This is a genomic window from Dryocola clanedunensis subsp. sulfonylureivorans, from assembly GCF_016756775.1.
Taxonomy (GTDB): domain Bacteria; phylum Pseudomonadota; class Gammaproteobacteria; order Enterobacterales; family Enterobacteriaceae; genus Dryocola; species Dryocola clanedunensis.
The window spans coordinates 180,976-195,562 of sequence record NZ_JAERMU010000004.1 but is presented as its reverse complement, the minus strand read 5'-3'; the positions used below and the strand labels follow the sequence as shown (position 1 = coordinate 195,562).

The 14,587-nt window shown below is 55.2% G+C and carries 18 protein-coding genes; 12 read left to right on the top strand and 6 right to left on the bottom strand.

The window, feature by feature from the left end; genetic code table 11:
- Positions 1-10: 10 nt before the first annotated feature.
- The 3 genes from HYQ67_RS05735 to HYQ67_RS05725 form a co-directional block, all read right to left on the bottom strand.
- Positions 11-1,189: an HlyD/EmrA/EmrK family protein gene (locus HYQ67_RS05735; protein WP_202302238.1), complete on the bottom strand. Its 1,179-nt coding sequence runs from the start codon at positions 1,187-1,189 to the stop codon at positions 11-13.
- Positions 1,190-1,213: 24 nt separating this feature from the next.
- Entirely contained in the window at positions 1,214-1,669 is a 456-nt protein-coding gene (locus tag HYQ67_RS05730) for a MarR family transcriptional regulator (RefSeq protein WP_202302236.1), read from the bottom strand.
- A gap of 86 nt (positions 1,670-1,755) precedes the next feature.
- Positions 1,756-2,346: a nuclear transport factor 2 family protein gene (locus HYQ67_RS05725; protein ID WP_202302234.1), complete on the bottom strand. Its 591-nt coding sequence runs from the start codon at positions 2,344-2,346 to the stop codon at positions 1,756-1,758.
- Between the two features lie 196 nt (positions 2,347-2,542).
- On the opposite strand from HYQ67_RS05725, the gene HYQ67_RS05720 reads away from it, so the two are divergent.
- Positions 2,543-3,652, top strand: coding sequence for a DUF1615 domain-containing protein (locus HYQ67_RS05720; protein ID WP_202302232.1), 1,110 nt, complete (start codon positions 2,543-2,545; stop codon positions 3,650-3,652).
- Between the two features lie 53 nt (positions 3,653-3,705).
- Here the strand turns inward: HYQ67_RS05720 and HYQ67_RS05715 are convergent, their stop codons facing one another.
- On the bottom strand, positions 3,706-4,032 hold the full coding sequence (locus HYQ67_RS05715; RefSeq protein WP_202302230.1) for a DUF2755 family protein: 327 nt from the start codon (positions 4,030-4,032) through the stop codon (positions 3,706-3,708).
- Positions 4,033-4,298: 266 nt separating this feature from the next.
- On the opposite strand from HYQ67_RS05715, the gene HYQ67_RS05710 reads away from it, so the two are divergent.
- Entirely contained in the window at positions 4,299-4,529 is a 231-nt protein-coding gene (locus HYQ67_RS05710; protein WP_202302229.1) for a DUF2754 family protein, read from the top strand.
- Between the two features lie 3 nt (positions 4,530-4,532).
- Here the strand turns inward: HYQ67_RS05710 and ddlA are convergent, their stop codons facing one another.
- A complete protein-coding gene (ddlA, locus tag HYQ67_RS05705; protein ID WP_202302227.1) occupies positions 4,533-5,633 on the bottom strand; it encodes a D-alanine--D-alanine ligase in 1,101 nt (366 codons plus the stop codon).
- A 134-nt stretch (positions 5,634-5,767) separates the two neighbouring features.
- Between ddlA and HYQ67_RS05700 the strand changes: the two genes are divergently transcribed.
- The 6 genes from HYQ67_RS05700 to adrA all read left to right on the top strand — a co-directional run bounded on the left by HYQ67_RS05700 (position 5,768) and on the right by adrA (position 11,356).
- Positions 5,768-6,466: an extensin-like domain-containing protein gene (locus HYQ67_RS05700; RefSeq protein ID WP_202302225.1), complete on the top strand. Its 699-nt coding sequence runs from the start codon at positions 5,768-5,770 to the stop codon at positions 6,464-6,466.
- Positions 6,467-6,534: 68 nt separating this feature from the next.
- Complete coding sequence (locus tag HYQ67_RS05695; RefSeq protein ID WP_202302223.1) at positions 6,535-7,758, top strand: multidrug efflux MFS transporter; 1,224 nt, start codon at positions 6,535-6,537, stop codon at positions 7,756-7,758.
- Positions 7,759-7,962: 204 nt separating this feature from the next.
- Positions 7,963-8,223 carry an anti-adapter protein IraP gene (iraP, locus tag HYQ67_RS05690; RefSeq protein WP_202302221.1) on the top strand — a complete coding sequence of 87 codons (261 nt, stop codon included), beginning with the start codon at positions 7,963-7,965 and terminating at the stop codon, positions 8,221-8,223.
- Positions 8,224-8,315: 92 nt separating this feature from the next.
- Complete coding sequence (gene phoA, locus HYQ67_RS05685; protein ID WP_202302219.1) at positions 8,316-9,731, top strand: alkaline phosphatase; 1,416 nt, start codon at positions 8,316-8,318, stop codon at positions 9,729-9,731.
- Positions 9,732-9,829: 98 nt separating this feature from the next.
- On the top strand, positions 9,830-10,138 hold the full coding sequence (locus HYQ67_RS05680; protein WP_202302217.1) for a PsiF family protein: 309 nt from the start codon (positions 9,830-9,832) through the stop codon (positions 10,136-10,138).
- Between the two features lie 99 nt (positions 10,139-10,237).
- Positions 10,238-11,356: a diguanylate cyclase AdrA gene (adrA, locus tag HYQ67_RS05675; RefSeq protein WP_431355429.1), complete on the top strand. Its 1,119-nt coding sequence runs from the start codon at positions 10,238-10,240 to the stop codon at positions 11,354-11,356.
- A 67-nt stretch (positions 11,357-11,423) separates the two neighbouring features.
- Here the strand turns inward: adrA and proC are convergent, their stop codons facing one another.
- Positions 11,424-12,233 carry a pyrroline-5-carboxylate reductase gene (proC, locus tag HYQ67_RS05670; protein WP_202302214.1) on the bottom strand — a complete coding sequence of 270 codons (810 nt, stop codon included), beginning with the start codon at positions 12,231-12,233 and terminating at the stop codon, positions 11,424-11,426.
- A gap of 104 nt (positions 12,234-12,337) precedes the next feature.
- Here proC and HYQ67_RS05665 point away from each other — a divergent pair, with 104 nt between their 5' ends.
- The 4 genes from HYQ67_RS05665 (at position 12,338) to aroL (ending at position 14,579) form a co-directional block, all read left to right on the top strand.
- The gene (locus HYQ67_RS05665; RefSeq protein WP_202302212.1) at positions 12,338-12,853 is read left to right on the top strand and encodes a hypothetical protein; all 516 of its coding nucleotides are present in this window, start codon (positions 12,338-12,340) and stop codon (positions 12,851-12,853) included.
- Positions 12,854-12,863: 10 nt separating this feature from the next.
- Positions 12,864-13,319: a DUF421 domain-containing protein gene (locus tag HYQ67_RS05660; protein WP_202302210.1), complete on the top strand. Its 456-nt coding sequence runs from the start codon at positions 12,864-12,866 to the stop codon at positions 13,317-13,319.
- The gene (locus HYQ67_RS05655; protein ID WP_202302421.1) at positions 13,319-13,783 is read left to right on the top strand and encodes a YaiI/YqxD family protein; all 465 of its coding nucleotides are present in this window, start codon (positions 13,319-13,321) and stop codon (positions 13,781-13,783) included. The genes HYQ67_RS05660 and HYQ67_RS05655 overlap by 1 nt, the downstream gene beginning before the upstream one ends.
- Before the next feature lie 271 nt (positions 13,784-14,054).
- Positions 14,055-14,579 carry a shikimate kinase AroL gene (gene aroL, locus HYQ67_RS05650; protein ID WP_202302208.1) on the top strand — a complete coding sequence of 175 codons (525 nt, stop codon included), beginning with the start codon at positions 14,055-14,057 and terminating at the stop codon, positions 14,577-14,579.
- The last annotated feature ends 8 nt before the right edge of the window (positions 14,580-14,587 follow it).

Below are 14,587 nucleotides of genomic sequence, written 5' to 3'. Positions count from 1 at the left end.
AACGTCTCTCTTAACGGCTGCCCGCGGCTACCGTTTTGCTGTTGTCATGAAGGATTTTAGCCACCAGTTTGTCCGCCTCGGCCAGCGGGTTTTGATACACATCCGTGGTGAAACGCGGGGCGCTAACGGTTTGCTGCGGCAGCAGATGACCGCCGTCGTCGCGGATATCCACACGAACGTTCATCGACAGGCCAACGCGCAGCGGGTGTTTCTGCATGTCGTGCGGATCCAGCGTGATGCGCACCGGCAGACGCTGCACGATTTTGATCCAGTTACCGCTGGCGTTCTGGGCCGGCAGCAGAGAGAAGGCGCTGCCGGTGCCGATACCCAGACTTTCGATGGTGCCGTGGTATTCCACGTCGTCACCGTAAAGATCTGCGCTGAGGGTGACTTTCTGGCCCAGGCGCATGGTGCTCATCTGGCTCTCTTTGAAGTTGGCATCCACCCACACTTCGCTGAGCGGCACGATGGCCAGCAGCGTGGTGCCTGAATCCACGCGCATCCCAAGCTGCACGGCGCGTTTGGCCACATAGCCGCTAACCGGCGCAACGATGGTGCTGCGGGCGTTGTCCAGGAAGCGCTGGCGCAGGGTGGCAACGGCGCTTTTAATCTCCGGATGGCTGTCGATAACGGTGTCATCAACCATCGCGGTATTGGTGCGTAATGCTTCCTGCGCGGCGGCTAAATCGCTCTGCGCGCTGGTGACCGCATCACGGTAGTGGGAAAGATCTTCCGCCGCGATTGCGCCGGTAGAGAAGATTTTCTGACGGCGGGCATAGTCATTCTGCGCCGTTTGCAGGGCGACTTTTTTGGCCGCGACCTGGGCACGGTAGTTATCCGCCGTGCTGTACAGCCCGCGAACCTGACGCACAGTGTTTGCCAGGTTCGCTTCCGCCTGTTGCAGAGCGATTTCAGTGTCGCTCGGATCCAGCAGCACCAGCGGCTGGCCCTTCTGCACGAAGTCGCCTTCATCAACGGTGACCTGGGTCACCGTGCCGCCAATCTGCGGCGTCAGCGTCACCTGGTTGCCGTTAACGTAGGCATCGTCGGTGGATTCATAGAAGCGGGCGTAAAGCAGATACCACGCAAGTATTCCCCCGGCGGCCAGCACCAGGATCAGAAACAGAATAATAAAGTTACGTTTGCGCTTGCTGCCGCGCTCAACGTGTTGGGCAGGTGTGCTTTCCATCTTGTGATGACCTTTAGTAAAGACTTAGCGATGAGGTGCGACGATCTCGTCCGGCAGCATTTTTGTGATTAGCTCTACCAGTAAACGGGACTCATCGTGGGTGAGTCGGGCGGTGAGGTCGCCGATGATTGAGGCCAGCGCCTCTTTTTCAAAACGGTCGCAAAGGGCCTGGCCTTTGTCACACAGCGCCAGAATGACCTGGCGTTTATCCTGCGGGTTTGGGGTGCGGATAATCAGCTCCCGCTTCACCATGCGGTCAACCATACGGCTCATGGCACCGGCGTCCATGACCAGGTTTTTGCTGATTTCAACGGGGCTGGTGAAGCCTTTATGGATGCTGATAAGCACTTTGAACTGCGGGGCAGTGATATCCGCACCGGCAAAATAGTGGCTGATGAGTTGGTCTTTGAACTGGTTTGCGAGGTGGATAAGCAAACCGAGATGGAGTTTGTTGGTAATAATACCCGGATGGTGAGTCATGATATTTGCCTGGTCAGTAATTACAGATGAAATTACTGACCAGGCATTTAATTGTCAACGTTGTGTCAAGAAAAGCGCACATTTTGTCAGGCTGCCAGCCAGGCCGCGGTCTCTTTTTGCAGCGTTGTTTCCAGCTCTGAGCCTTTGGTGGCAAAGACGCGCTGCACCGGGAAGCCGGATTTTTCCAGCAGATAAGCGAGCGGGGCATAGGCCAGCGGGTAACGGGCCGCCGCTTCCCGATCGATTTCGACAAAGCCCAGCGGGAAATCAAAGGAGCCAAAATCGTAGACCACCTGGCGACGAAGAATTTTCCATTCGCCGTTGCGCTTTTCAATCATGTCAAAGAAGCGGTTGTGACAGGTGGCACCGAGCGCCAGCTTGCTGTTCTGGCCGATGATCATGGCGTTGGTGATAGCGAGGGCTTTGTCCTGTGCGGCATTAAAGGTTACGGTCGGCACGCCGATGAGATGTTTGGTGCCGATGTCCGATTCGCCCATGCGCATCGAGCCTTTAATAAACTCGCTCGCCAGTCCTTCAAACCAGGTCACCTCGATTGTGCCGTCCGGGTGAAACAGTTTAGCCAGCTCGTCCCACTGGGACTGGTCGCGGTAGATCCAGCCGTTTAACAGGTCACCAATGGCGAGGCGGTCTTCAAGGTATTGTGCGTTGTCAGTCATGCTCTGCTCCTGCTGGGTGGGTGTGGGGGCATTCTGGGCGCTCAGAGCTGATAGCTCAAATATATTGATATGATTGATTCATCAGTATTTATGATTGTCAGGGCCGGCAATAGCGGGCACAGTTAAACCTTAGTCCGGTGGCCCTGACGTGGCGATTATTCAAGCGGGCCAGACAAAACAAACACAACGGAACGTTATGACGATTGCAAAGCAAAATAAACAATATGGACTTTTCGCCCTGAGCCTGGGCGCAGCGCTTCTCCTCGCTGGCTGTACGACCAAAACCGCCCCTTCTGTTTCCGAAACCGCAAAGCCGGTGGATGTGGAAACGGTTGTGAAGCAAAAATTGCCGGCGGGTCAGAAGGATCGCAGCGCCTGGGCAAAAGAGTTAGCAACAACCTTCAAGAGCCAGGATATCGCACCGAGCGAGGAGAATATCTGCTCCGTGCTGGCGGTGGCGCAGCAGGAATCCAACCTTGTGGCGGACCCGGCAGTACCCAACCTGAGTGCTATTGCCTGGAAAGAGATCGACCGTCGCGCCGAAAGCCTGCATATCCCGGCGTTTTTGGTCCACACCGCGCTGAAAATTCAGTCGCCGAACGGTAAGAGCTACAGCGACAGGCTGGACAAGGTCAAAACCGAAGGCCAGCTCAGCGCCATCTTTGATGACTTTATCGGCATGGTGCCGATGGGCCAGAAACTATTTGGTAATCTGAATCCGGTGCATACCGGCGGGCCGATGCAGGTGAGCATCGCGTTTGCGGAGCAGCACACCAGCGACTATCCGTGGAAAATGGAAGGCACCGTGCGTCAGGAAGTCTTTACCCGCCGTGGCGGCATGTGGTTCGGTACCTACCATCTGCTGAACTACCCGGCGAATTACACCAGGCCGCTTTACCGTTTCGCGGACTTCAACGCGGGATGGTACGCCAGCCGCAACGCCGCCTTCCAGAATGCGGTAAGCAAGGCTACGGGAACGAAGCTGGCGCTGGACGGGGATCTTATTCTCTATAACACAGACAAAGCGGGCAGCACCGAGCTTGCGGTCAGAAAGCTGGCGGGCAGGCTGGATATGAGCGACAGCCAGATCCACCGGGCGCTGCAAAAAGGCGACAGCATCGACTTCGAGAAGACCGATCTCTACGAGCAGGTTTACGCGCTGGCGGAGAAAAAAGCGGGCAAGAAGTTACCGCGTGAGATGCTGCCGGGCATCACGCTGGAAAGCCCGAAAATCACCCGCAATTTAACGACGGCATGGTTTGCAAAACGGGTAGATGACAGACGTGCAGCTTGTATGAAGAGGTAAAAATTGGTGGATGACGCTGGCGTAGGTTGGATAAGCGCAGCGTCATCCAACGCTTAATATTCGTGCCGATGGTGGTATTTCACCATCAGGGCAATCATGCCAAGGAATGCGCAGCCCAGCAGGAAAGGCACCAGGCCAAAGACGGTGCTGACGGCCAGCCCCATCTCAATGCGTGGTCGGGTGGCGTCGTTGCCCTGCGCCAGATGTTCCAGCACGCCGGGCGCGTTAACCAGCAGGTTGAGGATCTGGCTGCCGACCCAGAAGCAGAACAGAATAAATACCGCGTAGGCGATATTGCTGAGGGTGGCACCAGTCGTTTTGGTTGAGGAGACGGTAATCGTCGTGGGGACCACGTGTTTCGACAATGATATTTCAGTCATAAGACCTCCCGTGTAACCGTCACGCCAGGCAGGTTTCCGCCCGATAATTGCAGCAAGTGTGGCAGGTCATAAGGTTTGTCAATATCAGATTGTTGGTAAATACAGGGCAAGAATCTTCCTGAAGTTGCATTATTTGCGTGAAATCACAATTTAGTAACTTAAATGAAATATCTGTAACACAATCCACGTTGACGTCTATAAACGTGCGGTTTCCCGGCACGGCCTGTGCGACAATGCCGCCACTGAATTTGTCTGCGGATGGCATCATGGTTGCGAAAACACTGAGTCTGAAAATGCGGCGTGACTGGCATTACTATGCCGTGGCGATTGGGCTGATTTTCATCTTAAACGGCGTGGTTGGCCTGCTTGGAGTCAATACTGAGGGCTGGCGGAGCTATGCGGTCGGCCTGGTGACGTGGGTTATCTGTTTCTGGCTGGCGGGCTTTATCATTCGCCGTCGCCCGGAACCTGAAGAGCCGGGAACGGCGAATGAGTAACGCTTAGGCCGTAATCGAACTTTTCAACGCGCCGTCCTGCTGGTGGCGCTCAAGGGCCAGTTCAATCAGGCGGGTAATCAGCGTCTGGTAGTCCAGGCCGCTGGCCTGCCAGAGTTTTGGATACATGCTGATGTTGGTAAAGCCCGGCAGCGTGTTGATCTCATTGATGATGACCTCGCCGTCTTCGGTCAGGAAGACATCAACACGTGCCATGCCGCTGCACTCCAGCGCCTGATAAGCCTGTACCGCAATACCACGGATTTTGTCGTTGATCTCAGCGGAAAGCGAAGCCGGAACCACCACCTGCGCGCCTTTATCATCTATGTACTTGGTGTCGTAGGAGTAGAAGTCGCTGCTGACCACGACTTCCCCGCAGGTGCTTGCCTGCGGTTCATCGTTACCCAGCACGGCGCACTCGATCTCGCGGCCTTTGATGCCGGTTTCCACCACAACCTTATGATCGAACTCGAAAGCGAGCGCCACGGCGGTTTCATACTGCTGTGCGCTGCTCACTTTGCTCACGCCAACGGAAGACCCCTGGTTTGCCGGTTTGATAAACAGCGGCAGACCCAGCTTCTTTTCCACTTCGGCAAAGCTGATTTTATTGCGATTAGCGCGGGTGAGCGTGATGAACGGCGCGACGTTCAGCCCCGCATCGCGCAGCAGACGTTTGGTGACGTCTTTGTCCATGCTTACCGCAGAGCCAAGTACGCCGGAGCCAACAAACGGCAGATTCGCCATGCGCAACATGCCTTGCAGAGAGCCGTCTTCGCCCAGCGTGCCGTGTACGATAGGGAAAATCACATCCACCTGCGCAAGGTGTTCGCCGGAGCGAGAGTCAATCAGCTGATCCTTCGTCTGGCCGGCGACCAGCGCGACATTTTTTTCGGAGCGGTTCAGAGCAATAAGTGCCGGATTCTGCGCATTGAGCAGATAGCTGGAGGCGTCATTGACGTGCCACTGTCCCTGCTTGTCGATACCCAGCAGCAGCACCTCAAACTTCGACTTATCAATGGCGTCGACGATATTTTTTGCCGACTGCAGCGACACCTCGTGCTCCGCCGACTTGCCACCAAAGACGATACCAACCCGCAGTTTTGCCATGCCCAAACCCATCCTTAACAATTACAAAGGCGAACAACATACCACGCTCATAGCGTTGATTCATGTGCTTCGTGGCTGCTTAAAATCTCGTGACTTCTATACTGATTATTCCGTAATCAATTAAGGATCGTGGCATGGCGAAAGGAGTAAAAATCGTGATGGGTTTCACCGTGACGGCGGTGGCGGCTTTCTGGATTTACCAAAACCTCCCTCCGCAGTTTAATCCCTTTGCTCCTTTATCCATTGACGATCCGCCAACGCTGGTGACTCGCTACAAGCTGCGCCAGATGGCAGACCACCCGCAGAGCTGTCTGGTTTTGCTTGAACAGGCGGCGGAACGCCAGCAGCTGCGTTTTCGTCCTGTGCCGAACGTGGCGGGGACCTGCCCGCTGACGGACGTCGTCAGTGTGCAGAGTTTTGGCGATATCGCGCTGAGCAGCAGTTTCCTGGCCAGCTGCCCGCTGGCGCTCAGCGCGACCATGTTTGTGCATCAGCGCGCGGCTCCGCTCGCACAGGCGACATTCGGCAGCAAACTGACGCGCATAAACCATCTTGGCAGCTACGCCTGCCGCAATATCTACAACCGAAAAGATGCGCGCCTGAGTGAACATGCCACGGCGGACGCGCTGGATATCAGCGGCTTTGTGTTTGCTAATAAACAGCAGGTCAGCGTGCTGAAAGGCTGGCGGGCCGACGGGAAGGGGAGTGAATACCTGCACCGGGCCTTTGATACGGGCTGTCCGTTTTTTGGCAACTCTCTGGGGCCGGAGTACAACGCCGCGCACGCCAACCATTTTCACTTAGGCATGCGCGGCTACGGTCTGTGTCGATGAGGTCAATTTGTATGATAAACTTCACAGAATTCCGCCTCTCTTTTCACTCCACTGATTAAGCGCATCGTATGGAATCCTGGAAGGTCAATATTATCTCGGTCTGGTTCGGTTGCTTCTTTACCGGGCTTGCCATCAGCCAAATTCTTCCGTTTTTACCGCTTTATGTTGAACAGCTGGGCGTGACGTCGCACCAGGCGCTGTCCATGTGGTCGGGGCTGACCTTCAGCGTGACCTTCCTGGTTTCCGCCATTGTCTCTCCGATGTGGGGCAGCCTCGCCGACCGGAAAGGGCGCAAGCTGATGCTGCTGCGCGCCTCCCTCGGTATGGCCGTCGCTATCCTTTTGCAGGCTTTTGCGACCAATGTCTGGCAGCTCTTTATTTTGCGCGCGATTATGGGGCTGACTTCTGGTTACATTCCTAATGCGATGGCGTTGGTTGCTTCGCAGGTGCCCCGTGAGCGCAGCGGCTGGGCAATCAGCACGCTTTCTACCGCGCAGATAAGCGGGGTGATTGTGGGACCGCTGCTGGGCGGGTATATGGCGGATACGCTGGGCCTGCGGATGGTGTTTTTTGTCACCGCAGCGCTGCTGATGGTCAGTTTTACCGTCACGCTGCTGCTGATTAAAGAGGGCGTGCGGCCGAAAATCAGTAAGGCCGAGCGGCTATCGGGTAAAGCTGTCTTCGCCACGCTTCCCTACCCGTGGCTCATGCTGAGCCTGTTTGTTACCACGCTGGTCATTCAGCTTTGTAACGGTTCCATTGGCCCGATTCTGGCGCTGTTTATAAAACACCTTTCGCCGGACAGTACCAACATCGCCTTTATCAGCGGATTTATCGCCGCCGTTCCGGGGATCTCCGCGCTCTTTTCGGCGCCAAAATTAGGCAAGCTGGGTGACCGCATTGGCACCGCCAGAGTATTAATGGCGACGCTAATTATCGCCGTGGTGCTGTTCTTTGCCATGTCCTTTGTGACCTCGCCCGTGCAGCTTGCGGTTTTACGCTTTTTGTTGGGCTTTGCCGATGGGGCCATGCTGCCCGCCGTGCAGACGCTGCTGGTGAAATATTCCAGTGACCAGGTAACAGGACGAATATTTGGCTACAACCAGTCGTTTATGTATCTGGGCAATGTCGTAGGACCATTAATGGGCGCGGGCGTGTCCGCGATGGCCGGGTTCCGTTGGGTATTTGCCGCCACCGCCGTAGTGGTGCTGATCAATATCATTCAGCTGGGTATTGCGTTACATCATAAACGTCGGAAGGATGAGCTACTGCGTCAGCGGCGGCAGAGTTAATTTTCTGGAATTTATATGGCTATTCCTGAAAAGAAAATCTGGAATAGCCCTTCCGCCATACTATTTTATAAATAAGTCATTCAGTAAGGTTTTTTGCGCTCTCGCACATAATTAAACTGTCATATAAAAATAATACCTCTGCCTACTAGGAAAGCGCCAGACGGAGTGTTACCGTCAGCTTTCAACCCCTTAGGGACAATGGTTATGAAAAATCTCATTGCTGAGTTGCTGGTTAAACTCGCCGAAAAAGAAGAAGAGTCGAAAGAGTTTGTGGCCCAGATCGAAGCGCTGGAAATTGTTGTTACCGCCTTGCTGCGCCGCATGGAACAAAGTGAACAGCAGGCTTTAATTACCAGTATTGAGGCTGCTATGCATGACGCTCGCCCAAAGGGGGTTGTTACCACCCATGACACACAACTCTTGCAGCAGTATTTAGAGAAGTTATTGACTCACCCACGGAGCTGAAACCTGCAAGCTGTCATTTAACTGTCATCTGTTATTTATATTGTTGCTCTGTTGTTTATTTATGCCTGTAGTTTTTACATGGAGAAAATAAAGTGAAACAGAGCACAATAATTATAACCTTATTCCCATTGCTGCTAACCGCCCCGCTTACCTTTGCGGAAAATATATCTTTAACACCAGAGACACGAGCGGCGAGCGGCGATATCACCCAGCCCGGCGGCGCACGACGCCTTAATAGCGACAGAACCGAAGCGTTACGTGCGTCATTAATTAATCAGCCTGCTAAGAATGTCATTCTGCTAATTGGTGACGGCATGGGGGATTCTGAAATCACTGCGGCCCGTAACTATGCGGAAGGGGCTGGCGGCTTCTTCAGGGGCATTGATGCGCTGCCGCTGACCGGGCAGTACACCCATTATTCGCTGGATAAGAAATCCCATAAGCCTGATTACGTGACCGATTCTGCCGCCTCGGCTACAGCATGGAGCACCGGCGTAAAAACCTATAACGGGGCGCTTGGCGTGGACGTGAACGGTAAAGACCATCCCACCATACTTGAGCTCGCGAAAGCCGCTGGCAAGGCGACCGGCAACGTCTCCACGGCGGAAATCCAGGATGCAACGCCTGCCGCGCTTATCTCCCATGTCACATCGCGTAAATGCTATGGCCCAACGGTGACCAGTGAAAAATGTGCCGCGAATGCGCTGGAAAACGGTGGCAAAGGGTCGATCACCGAACAGCTTCTCAATGCACGCCCTGATGTTACGTTAGGCGGGGGCGCGACAACATTTGCAGAGACGGCCAAAGCAGGGGAGTGGAACGGAAAAACGTTGCGGGAGCAGGCGCAGAGTAGGGGCTATCAGTGGGTGGATAACGCCAGCGGGCTTGCGGCAATCCGCGAAGCTAATCAGCAAAAACCGCTGATCGGCATGTTTGCGCCGGGCAATATGCCGGTGCTCTGGGAGGGGCCGAAGGCGAGCTATCACGGCAATATTGATAAGCCCGCCGTGACCTGCACGCCAAACCCGCAGCGCGATGCCAGCGTGCCAACGCTCGCCCAGATGACGGATAAGGCCATTACGCTGCTGAAGGGCAATGAAAAGGGCTTCTTCCTGCAGGTGGAGGGGGCGTCTATTGATAAACAGGACCATGCCGCTAACCCTTGCGGCCAGATTGGCGAAACGGTGGATTTGGACGAAGCGGTGCAAAAAGCGCTGGCGTTTGCCCGTGAGGATGGCAACACGCTGGTGGTCGTCACCGCTGACCACGCGCACTCCAGCCAGATTGTCGCCCCGGATACCAAAGCACCGGGCCTGACTCAGGCGCTGAAGACGAAAGACGGCTCGGTCATGGTCATCAGCTATGGCAACTCGGAAGGGGACGCCCAGGAGCACACCGGCACGCAGCTTCGTATTGCGGCCTACGGCCCTGGGGCGGCGAATGTCGTGGGCTTAACGGACCAGACAGATCTGTTCTACACCATGAAAGCAGCGCTGGAATTACCCTAACAGAATGTATGGCATTTTCTTAAATTCTGGTGAGTTATTCGCCTTTTCCGGCGGCGCGAGCCAGAATTAAGGCGCGATAAAACAAAAAGGAATGTCATATGAAATTTGCATTAGTGATGGTGTTACTGGCGGGTGTGGTGGGGTCGGCGTCGGCGGCAGATAAAGCCATGACGCCCCAGCAGCAGCGCATGACAAGCTGTAATCAACAGGCGACGGCGCAAACCCTGAAAGGGGACGAGCGTAAGAGCTATATGAGCGGCTGTCTGAAAAATGCTGGCACAGCTCCGGCACAGAAAAGCCTGACGCCACAGCAGCAAAAAATGAAGTCCTGTAACGCCGATGCGGGCAAGCAATCCCTGAGCGGCGATGCGAGAAAAACCTTCATGAGTCACTGCCTGAAAAAATAGGCAGCTTAGTTCCAACGGGTGAGTCGGGCCACTGCCTCACCCGAAAAATCATACTTTCCCCCCGAATACCCCCTCTATAATTACGCCAAATGTTTCAGAATATTCCTAAATATCATGAATGATGAACAAGGCTTCAGCAGATGGTTTTCCGGGGGATTTATGGACTGCCCGACCTGGCTTGATGACGATCGCCACCGCTCTGCGCGGCGATTCGCCCGACGTGTATATATACCCAGAGTGATTGGGCTTGCCACCGGCTTTTTCTGTGTGGCTTCCGTGCTGGTGCTACAGCCCGTTTCCGGCTGGTGGTGGCTATTGCTGGTGGCGAACGGTTTTATCTGGCCCCACTTTGCCTGGCAGGTTGCGGACAGGGCGGCCGATCCCGCCTGGGCTGAAAGGCGTAATCTGATGCTGGACGCCGGCATGGGGGGAATGTGGATTGCGGTGATGGGGATGAACGCGCTGCCTTCCGCGCTGATTGTTACCATGACTTGTATGAATAACATCGGCTGCGGCGGCGTGAAGCTATTCCTGGGCGGCCTGCTGACTATCGTGCTGTCGTGCCTGCTCACGCTGGGGCTGACGGCGATGCCATTGAATCTCGAAACCATGCCTTCCCAGGTCTGGATTTGTCTGCCCATGCTGATTATTTATCCTGTTTACTACGGGCTGGTCAGCTACCGGACAGCCATTAAGCTTGCGGAGCACAAGCGCCATCTGATGCACCTGAGCACCCGCGACGGGATGACCGGCGTTTTCAATCGCCGCCACTGGGAACACCTGCTGCATAACGAATATGATAACTGCCAGCGCTACCAGCGGCAGGCCACGCTCCTGCTCATCGATATCGACCATTTTAAAGGCATCAACGACACTTTCGGCCACGATGTGGGCGATGAGGCTATCGTTGCCATCACCGAGCATTTGCAGCTCACCTTGCGGATGACGGATGTGATTGGGCGTTTCGGCGGAGATGAGTTTGGCGTGATTATGTCCGGCACGCCCAAAGAGAGCGCCATTCAGTCAATGGTGAGGGTTTGTGAGCATCTGGATGGCTTTCGGCTGCCCTGCGCGCCACAGGTTGTGCTACGAATTAGCGTCGGCGTAGCGGAATTTGATAAGCGAATGTCCAACTATCGTGGCTGGCTGAAGGCGGCGGACATTGCGCTTTATAAAGCGAAAAATGCCGGGCGTGGCCGCATCGAAGCCGCCGCGTGAGCGTGAGAATTTATCGGGTAGTAGTAGGGTGGATAAGCGTCAGCGCCATCCACCGAAAATCAGAAGCTTATGACTTACCGAGCTGTTCAGACTTAGCCATACATTTCGCCATTGCCTCCATCACGGCCGACCGGAAGCCTTTCTCTTCCAGAACCTTCACCGCTTCAATGGTAGTGCCTCCCGGTGAGCAAACCATATCTTTCAGCTCGCCTGGGTGCGTGCCCGTTTCCAGCACCATCTTCGCAGCCCCCATCACTGCCTGTGCGGCAAACTGATAAGCCTGCTTGCGCGGCATCCCGCCCAGCACGGCGGCATCGGCCATCGCTTCGATGAACATAAATACATAGGCCGGGGAAGATCCGCTGACGCCGACAACCGGGTGGATCATTGCTTCGCTGACGACTTCCGCCCGGCCGAAGCTGCGGAAAATATTCACCGCGTCGGCAATATCTTCCGGGCTGACCAGCGCGTTTGGCGTAACGGAGGTCATGCCCGCGTTCACCAGCGCGGGGGTGTTCGGCATGGCGCGAATGATTTTGCGGTCATGGCCCAGTGCGATGGCGAGGGAGTCCAGCGTGATACCAGCCGCGATGGAGATAACCACCGTCTCTTTGTTCAGGCTGGAATTCACTTCCCCCAGGACTTTCAGCATCATATTTGGCTTCACGGCGCCAAAAACGATATCGGCGATCTGCGCGACTTCCTGGGCGCTTTGCGCGGCGTTAATACCAAACTCCTGGCGCAGCGCTTCAACTTTGTCCGGTGAAGGGGTGTAAACCCAGATGCTGCCCGGCTGAACCTGCCCGCTGGCGATCAGCCCGCCGAGAATTGCTTTACCCATGTTGCCGCAGCCAATAAATCCAATTTTCTTATCCAAAGCGTTGCTCCTGGGTTCAGGGTTTTAAGGGGATGTCTGATGCCTATAGCTTAACGCGCTTTCAGGCGATTCGGCTACGCTTAAGCAAACACTGAGAGGTAGCTATGGGAAAACGCGTACCCGATGAATACGCCAGCCGCACCCATCCGGTAGAAGAGGATATGCGCTGGCAGCTAAAAGAGTGGCAAATCGAGAAATGGGGCGGTCGCTGCCTGCTGCTGTTAGTGGTGCTTTCGCTACTGGGTGTCTTTTCAGATGGCTGGCTGAGCCAGACGACCGGCAGTAATCCGGCAGGCACTTTGCTGGTGGATTATCAGCGTGTGATGCGCTCACAAAGCGATGAAAATTTTACCGTTCGCGTGAAATCGGCCACCGGGCAACCCACCGTCCTGACGCTAGGGCAGGATTTTATGGACAACTTCGAGATTCAGACGCTCCAGCCGCAGCCGCTTACCACCCATACAACTCAACATGAAATGGTGCTGACCTGGCCTGCCAGTGAGGGGAAAGAACAGGCGCTCTGGCTGACGGCCCAGCCGCAGTCTGCCGGACATTACACTTCGACCTTCAGGCTGAATGGGGCCGAACCGGTGACGATTAATCAGTGGGTACTGCCATAAGGAGCAGGGCATGGATAACGTATTGCGCGCGGTCGGCATGTACATTCTGCTGATGATCGTGCTGAAAATTGCCGGACGGCGTACGCTGCTTGAGATGACGTCGTTCGATTTTATTCTGCTGCTGATTATCAGCGAGGCGACCCAGCAGGCGCTGCTGGGCAATGATTTCTCTTTCACCGGTGCGGCCATCACCATTATTACGCTTATCGCGATGGACATTCTGTTCGGCAAAATCAAAGAGTGGTTTCCCAAAGTCGAGCTGTTTATCGACGGATCGCCGCTGATCCTCGTCGAGAACGGCAGGCCATTGAGCAAGCGGATGCGCAAGGCGGGGATCTCTAACGATGACGTGCTTTCGTCGGCGAGGATAACCCAGGGCCTGGAACGGATGGAGCAGATAAAGTTTGCCATTCTGGAAAAGAACGGCAAGATCGCCATCATTCCCGCAGAAGAGAAGGATTCATGATGCAAATTTGGGTAGACGCCGACGCGTGTCCAAAAGTGATTAAGGAAGTGCTGTTTCGTGCCGCTGAGCGTACGCAGATTATGGTGACGCTGGTTGCCAATCAGGGCATGAAAACGCCTCCCTCCCGTTTTATTCGCAGCCTGCAGGTGCCTTCAGGGTTTGACGTAGCGGATAACGAAATTGTGCGCCGCTGTGAAAGCGGCGATTTGGTCATTACCGCAGATATTCCGCTGGCCGCAGACGTGATTGAAAAAGGTGCCGTGGCGCTGAATCCGCGTGGCGAGCGTTATACCCCAGCCACCATTCGCGAACGGCTGACCATGCGTGATTTTATGGATACCCTGCGCGCAAGCGGCGTGCAGACCGGTGGGCCAGACAGCCTGAACCAGCGTGACCGTCAGCTGTTCGCCAACGAACTGGAAAAATGGATCCTCGCGACGACCCGCACCCAAAACAGCAGGTAACGTAACGGCCCTAAACGAAGTCAGACAACAGCGTCTATGGGGTTGTTTTTCACCCGTGCTTTCAAGTAAGGTGGCGCAGATATTGGCTGGTAGCTTTCCTTTACGGAATTTACGCCGCTGGTCGTAGAGCCTTTGCGCATCAATGTTACATAATTGTTTTATTGTAACGATTGTTTTACACTTAACGCATGTACTAGTTTGCTGGTATGCTGAATATATCCGTCGCAACCCTACTTTCCTGATACTGGCAAACTGCTGAGGATTTTCCTTGATGACTCAACCCATTTTTCTGGTCGGCGCACGTGGCTGCGGTAAAACCACCGTCGGCACGGCGTTAGCGCAGGCGTTGGGCCGCAACTTTGTCGATACCGATAATTATTTACTCACCAGCACGCAGATGAGCGTAGCGGATATCGTCGCTCTGGAAGGGTGGGAAGGATTCCGCGCTCGTGAAAGCCAGGCGCTGCAAACTGTTACCGCGCAGGATACCGTCGTGGCAACCGGTGGTGGCATGGTGCTGGCCGAGGTTAACCGCCAGTTTATGCGCGAGCAGGGTATCGTTATCTATCTCCGCGCTCCGGCGCAGATCCTGGCCGATCGTCTGGAAGCTTTCCCGGAAGAGGGCCAGCGCCCTACGCTAACGGGTAAGCCTGTCACCGATGAGATCGTTGAGGTGCTGGCCGCGCGCGAAGCGCTTTACCGAGAGACAGCGCACCACGTCATTGACGCATCCCATAGCCCTGAAGCTGTGGTCGACGCGGTTCTGGCTGCGCTGCGAATGGCCCGAGCCAGCTGATCGTCTAT

Coding starts and splice junctions, on each gene's coding strand:
- HYQ67_RS05660 (WP_202302210.1), top strand. CDS start 12,864: ATGGATAACGTATTGCGCGCGGTCGGCATGTACATTCTGCTGATGATC.
- HYQ67_RS05710 (WP_202302229.1), top strand. CDS start 4,299: ATGGTTGCGAAAACACTGAGTCTGAAAATGCGGCGTGACTGGCATTAC.
- HYQ67_RS05715 (WP_202302230.1), bottom strand. CDS start 4,032: ATGACTGAAATATCATTGTCGAAACACGTGGTCCCCACGACGATTACC.
- aroL (WP_202302208.1), top strand. CDS start 14,055: ATGACTCAACCCATTTTTCTGGTCGGCGCACGTGGCTGCGGTAAAACC.
- HYQ67_RS05665 (WP_202302212.1), top strand. CDS start 12,338: ATGGGAAAACGCGTACCCGATGAATACGCCAGCCGCACCCATCCGGTA.
- HYQ67_RS05735 (WP_202302238.1), bottom strand. CDS start 1,189: ATGGAAAGCACACCTGCCCAACACGTTGAGCGCGGCAGCAAGCGCAAA.
- ddlA (WP_202302227.1), bottom strand. CDS start 5,633: ATGGCAAAACTGCGGGTTGGTATCGTCTTTGGTGGCAAGTCGGCGGAG.
- HYQ67_RS05655 (WP_202302421.1), top strand. CDS start 13,319: ATGCAAATTTGGGTAGACGCCGACGCGTGTCCAAAAGTGATTAAGGAA.
- HYQ67_RS05725 (WP_202302234.1), bottom strand. CDS start 2,346: ATGACTGACAACGCACAATACCTTGAAGACCGCCTCGCCATTGGTGAC.
- HYQ67_RS05700 (WP_202302225.1), top strand. CDS start 5,768: ATGGCGAAAGGAGTAAAAATCGTGATGGGTTTCACCGTGACGGCGGTG.
- HYQ67_RS05720 (WP_202302232.1), top strand. CDS start 2,543: ATGACGATTGCAAAGCAAAATAAACAATATGGACTTTTCGCCCTGAGC.
- HYQ67_RS05680 (WP_202302217.1), top strand. CDS start 9,830: ATGAAATTTGCATTAGTGATGGTGTTACTGGCGGGTGTGGTGGGGTCG.
- HYQ67_RS05695 (WP_202302223.1), top strand. CDS start 6,535: ATGGAATCCTGGAAGGTCAATATTATCTCGGTCTGGTTCGGTTGCTTC.
- HYQ67_RS05730 (WP_202302236.1), bottom strand. CDS start 1,669: ATGACTCACCATCCGGGTATTATTACCAACAAACTCCATCTCGGTTTG.
- iraP (WP_202302221.1), top strand. CDS start 7,963: ATGAAAAATCTCATTGCTGAGTTGCTGGTTAAACTCGCCGAAAAAGAA.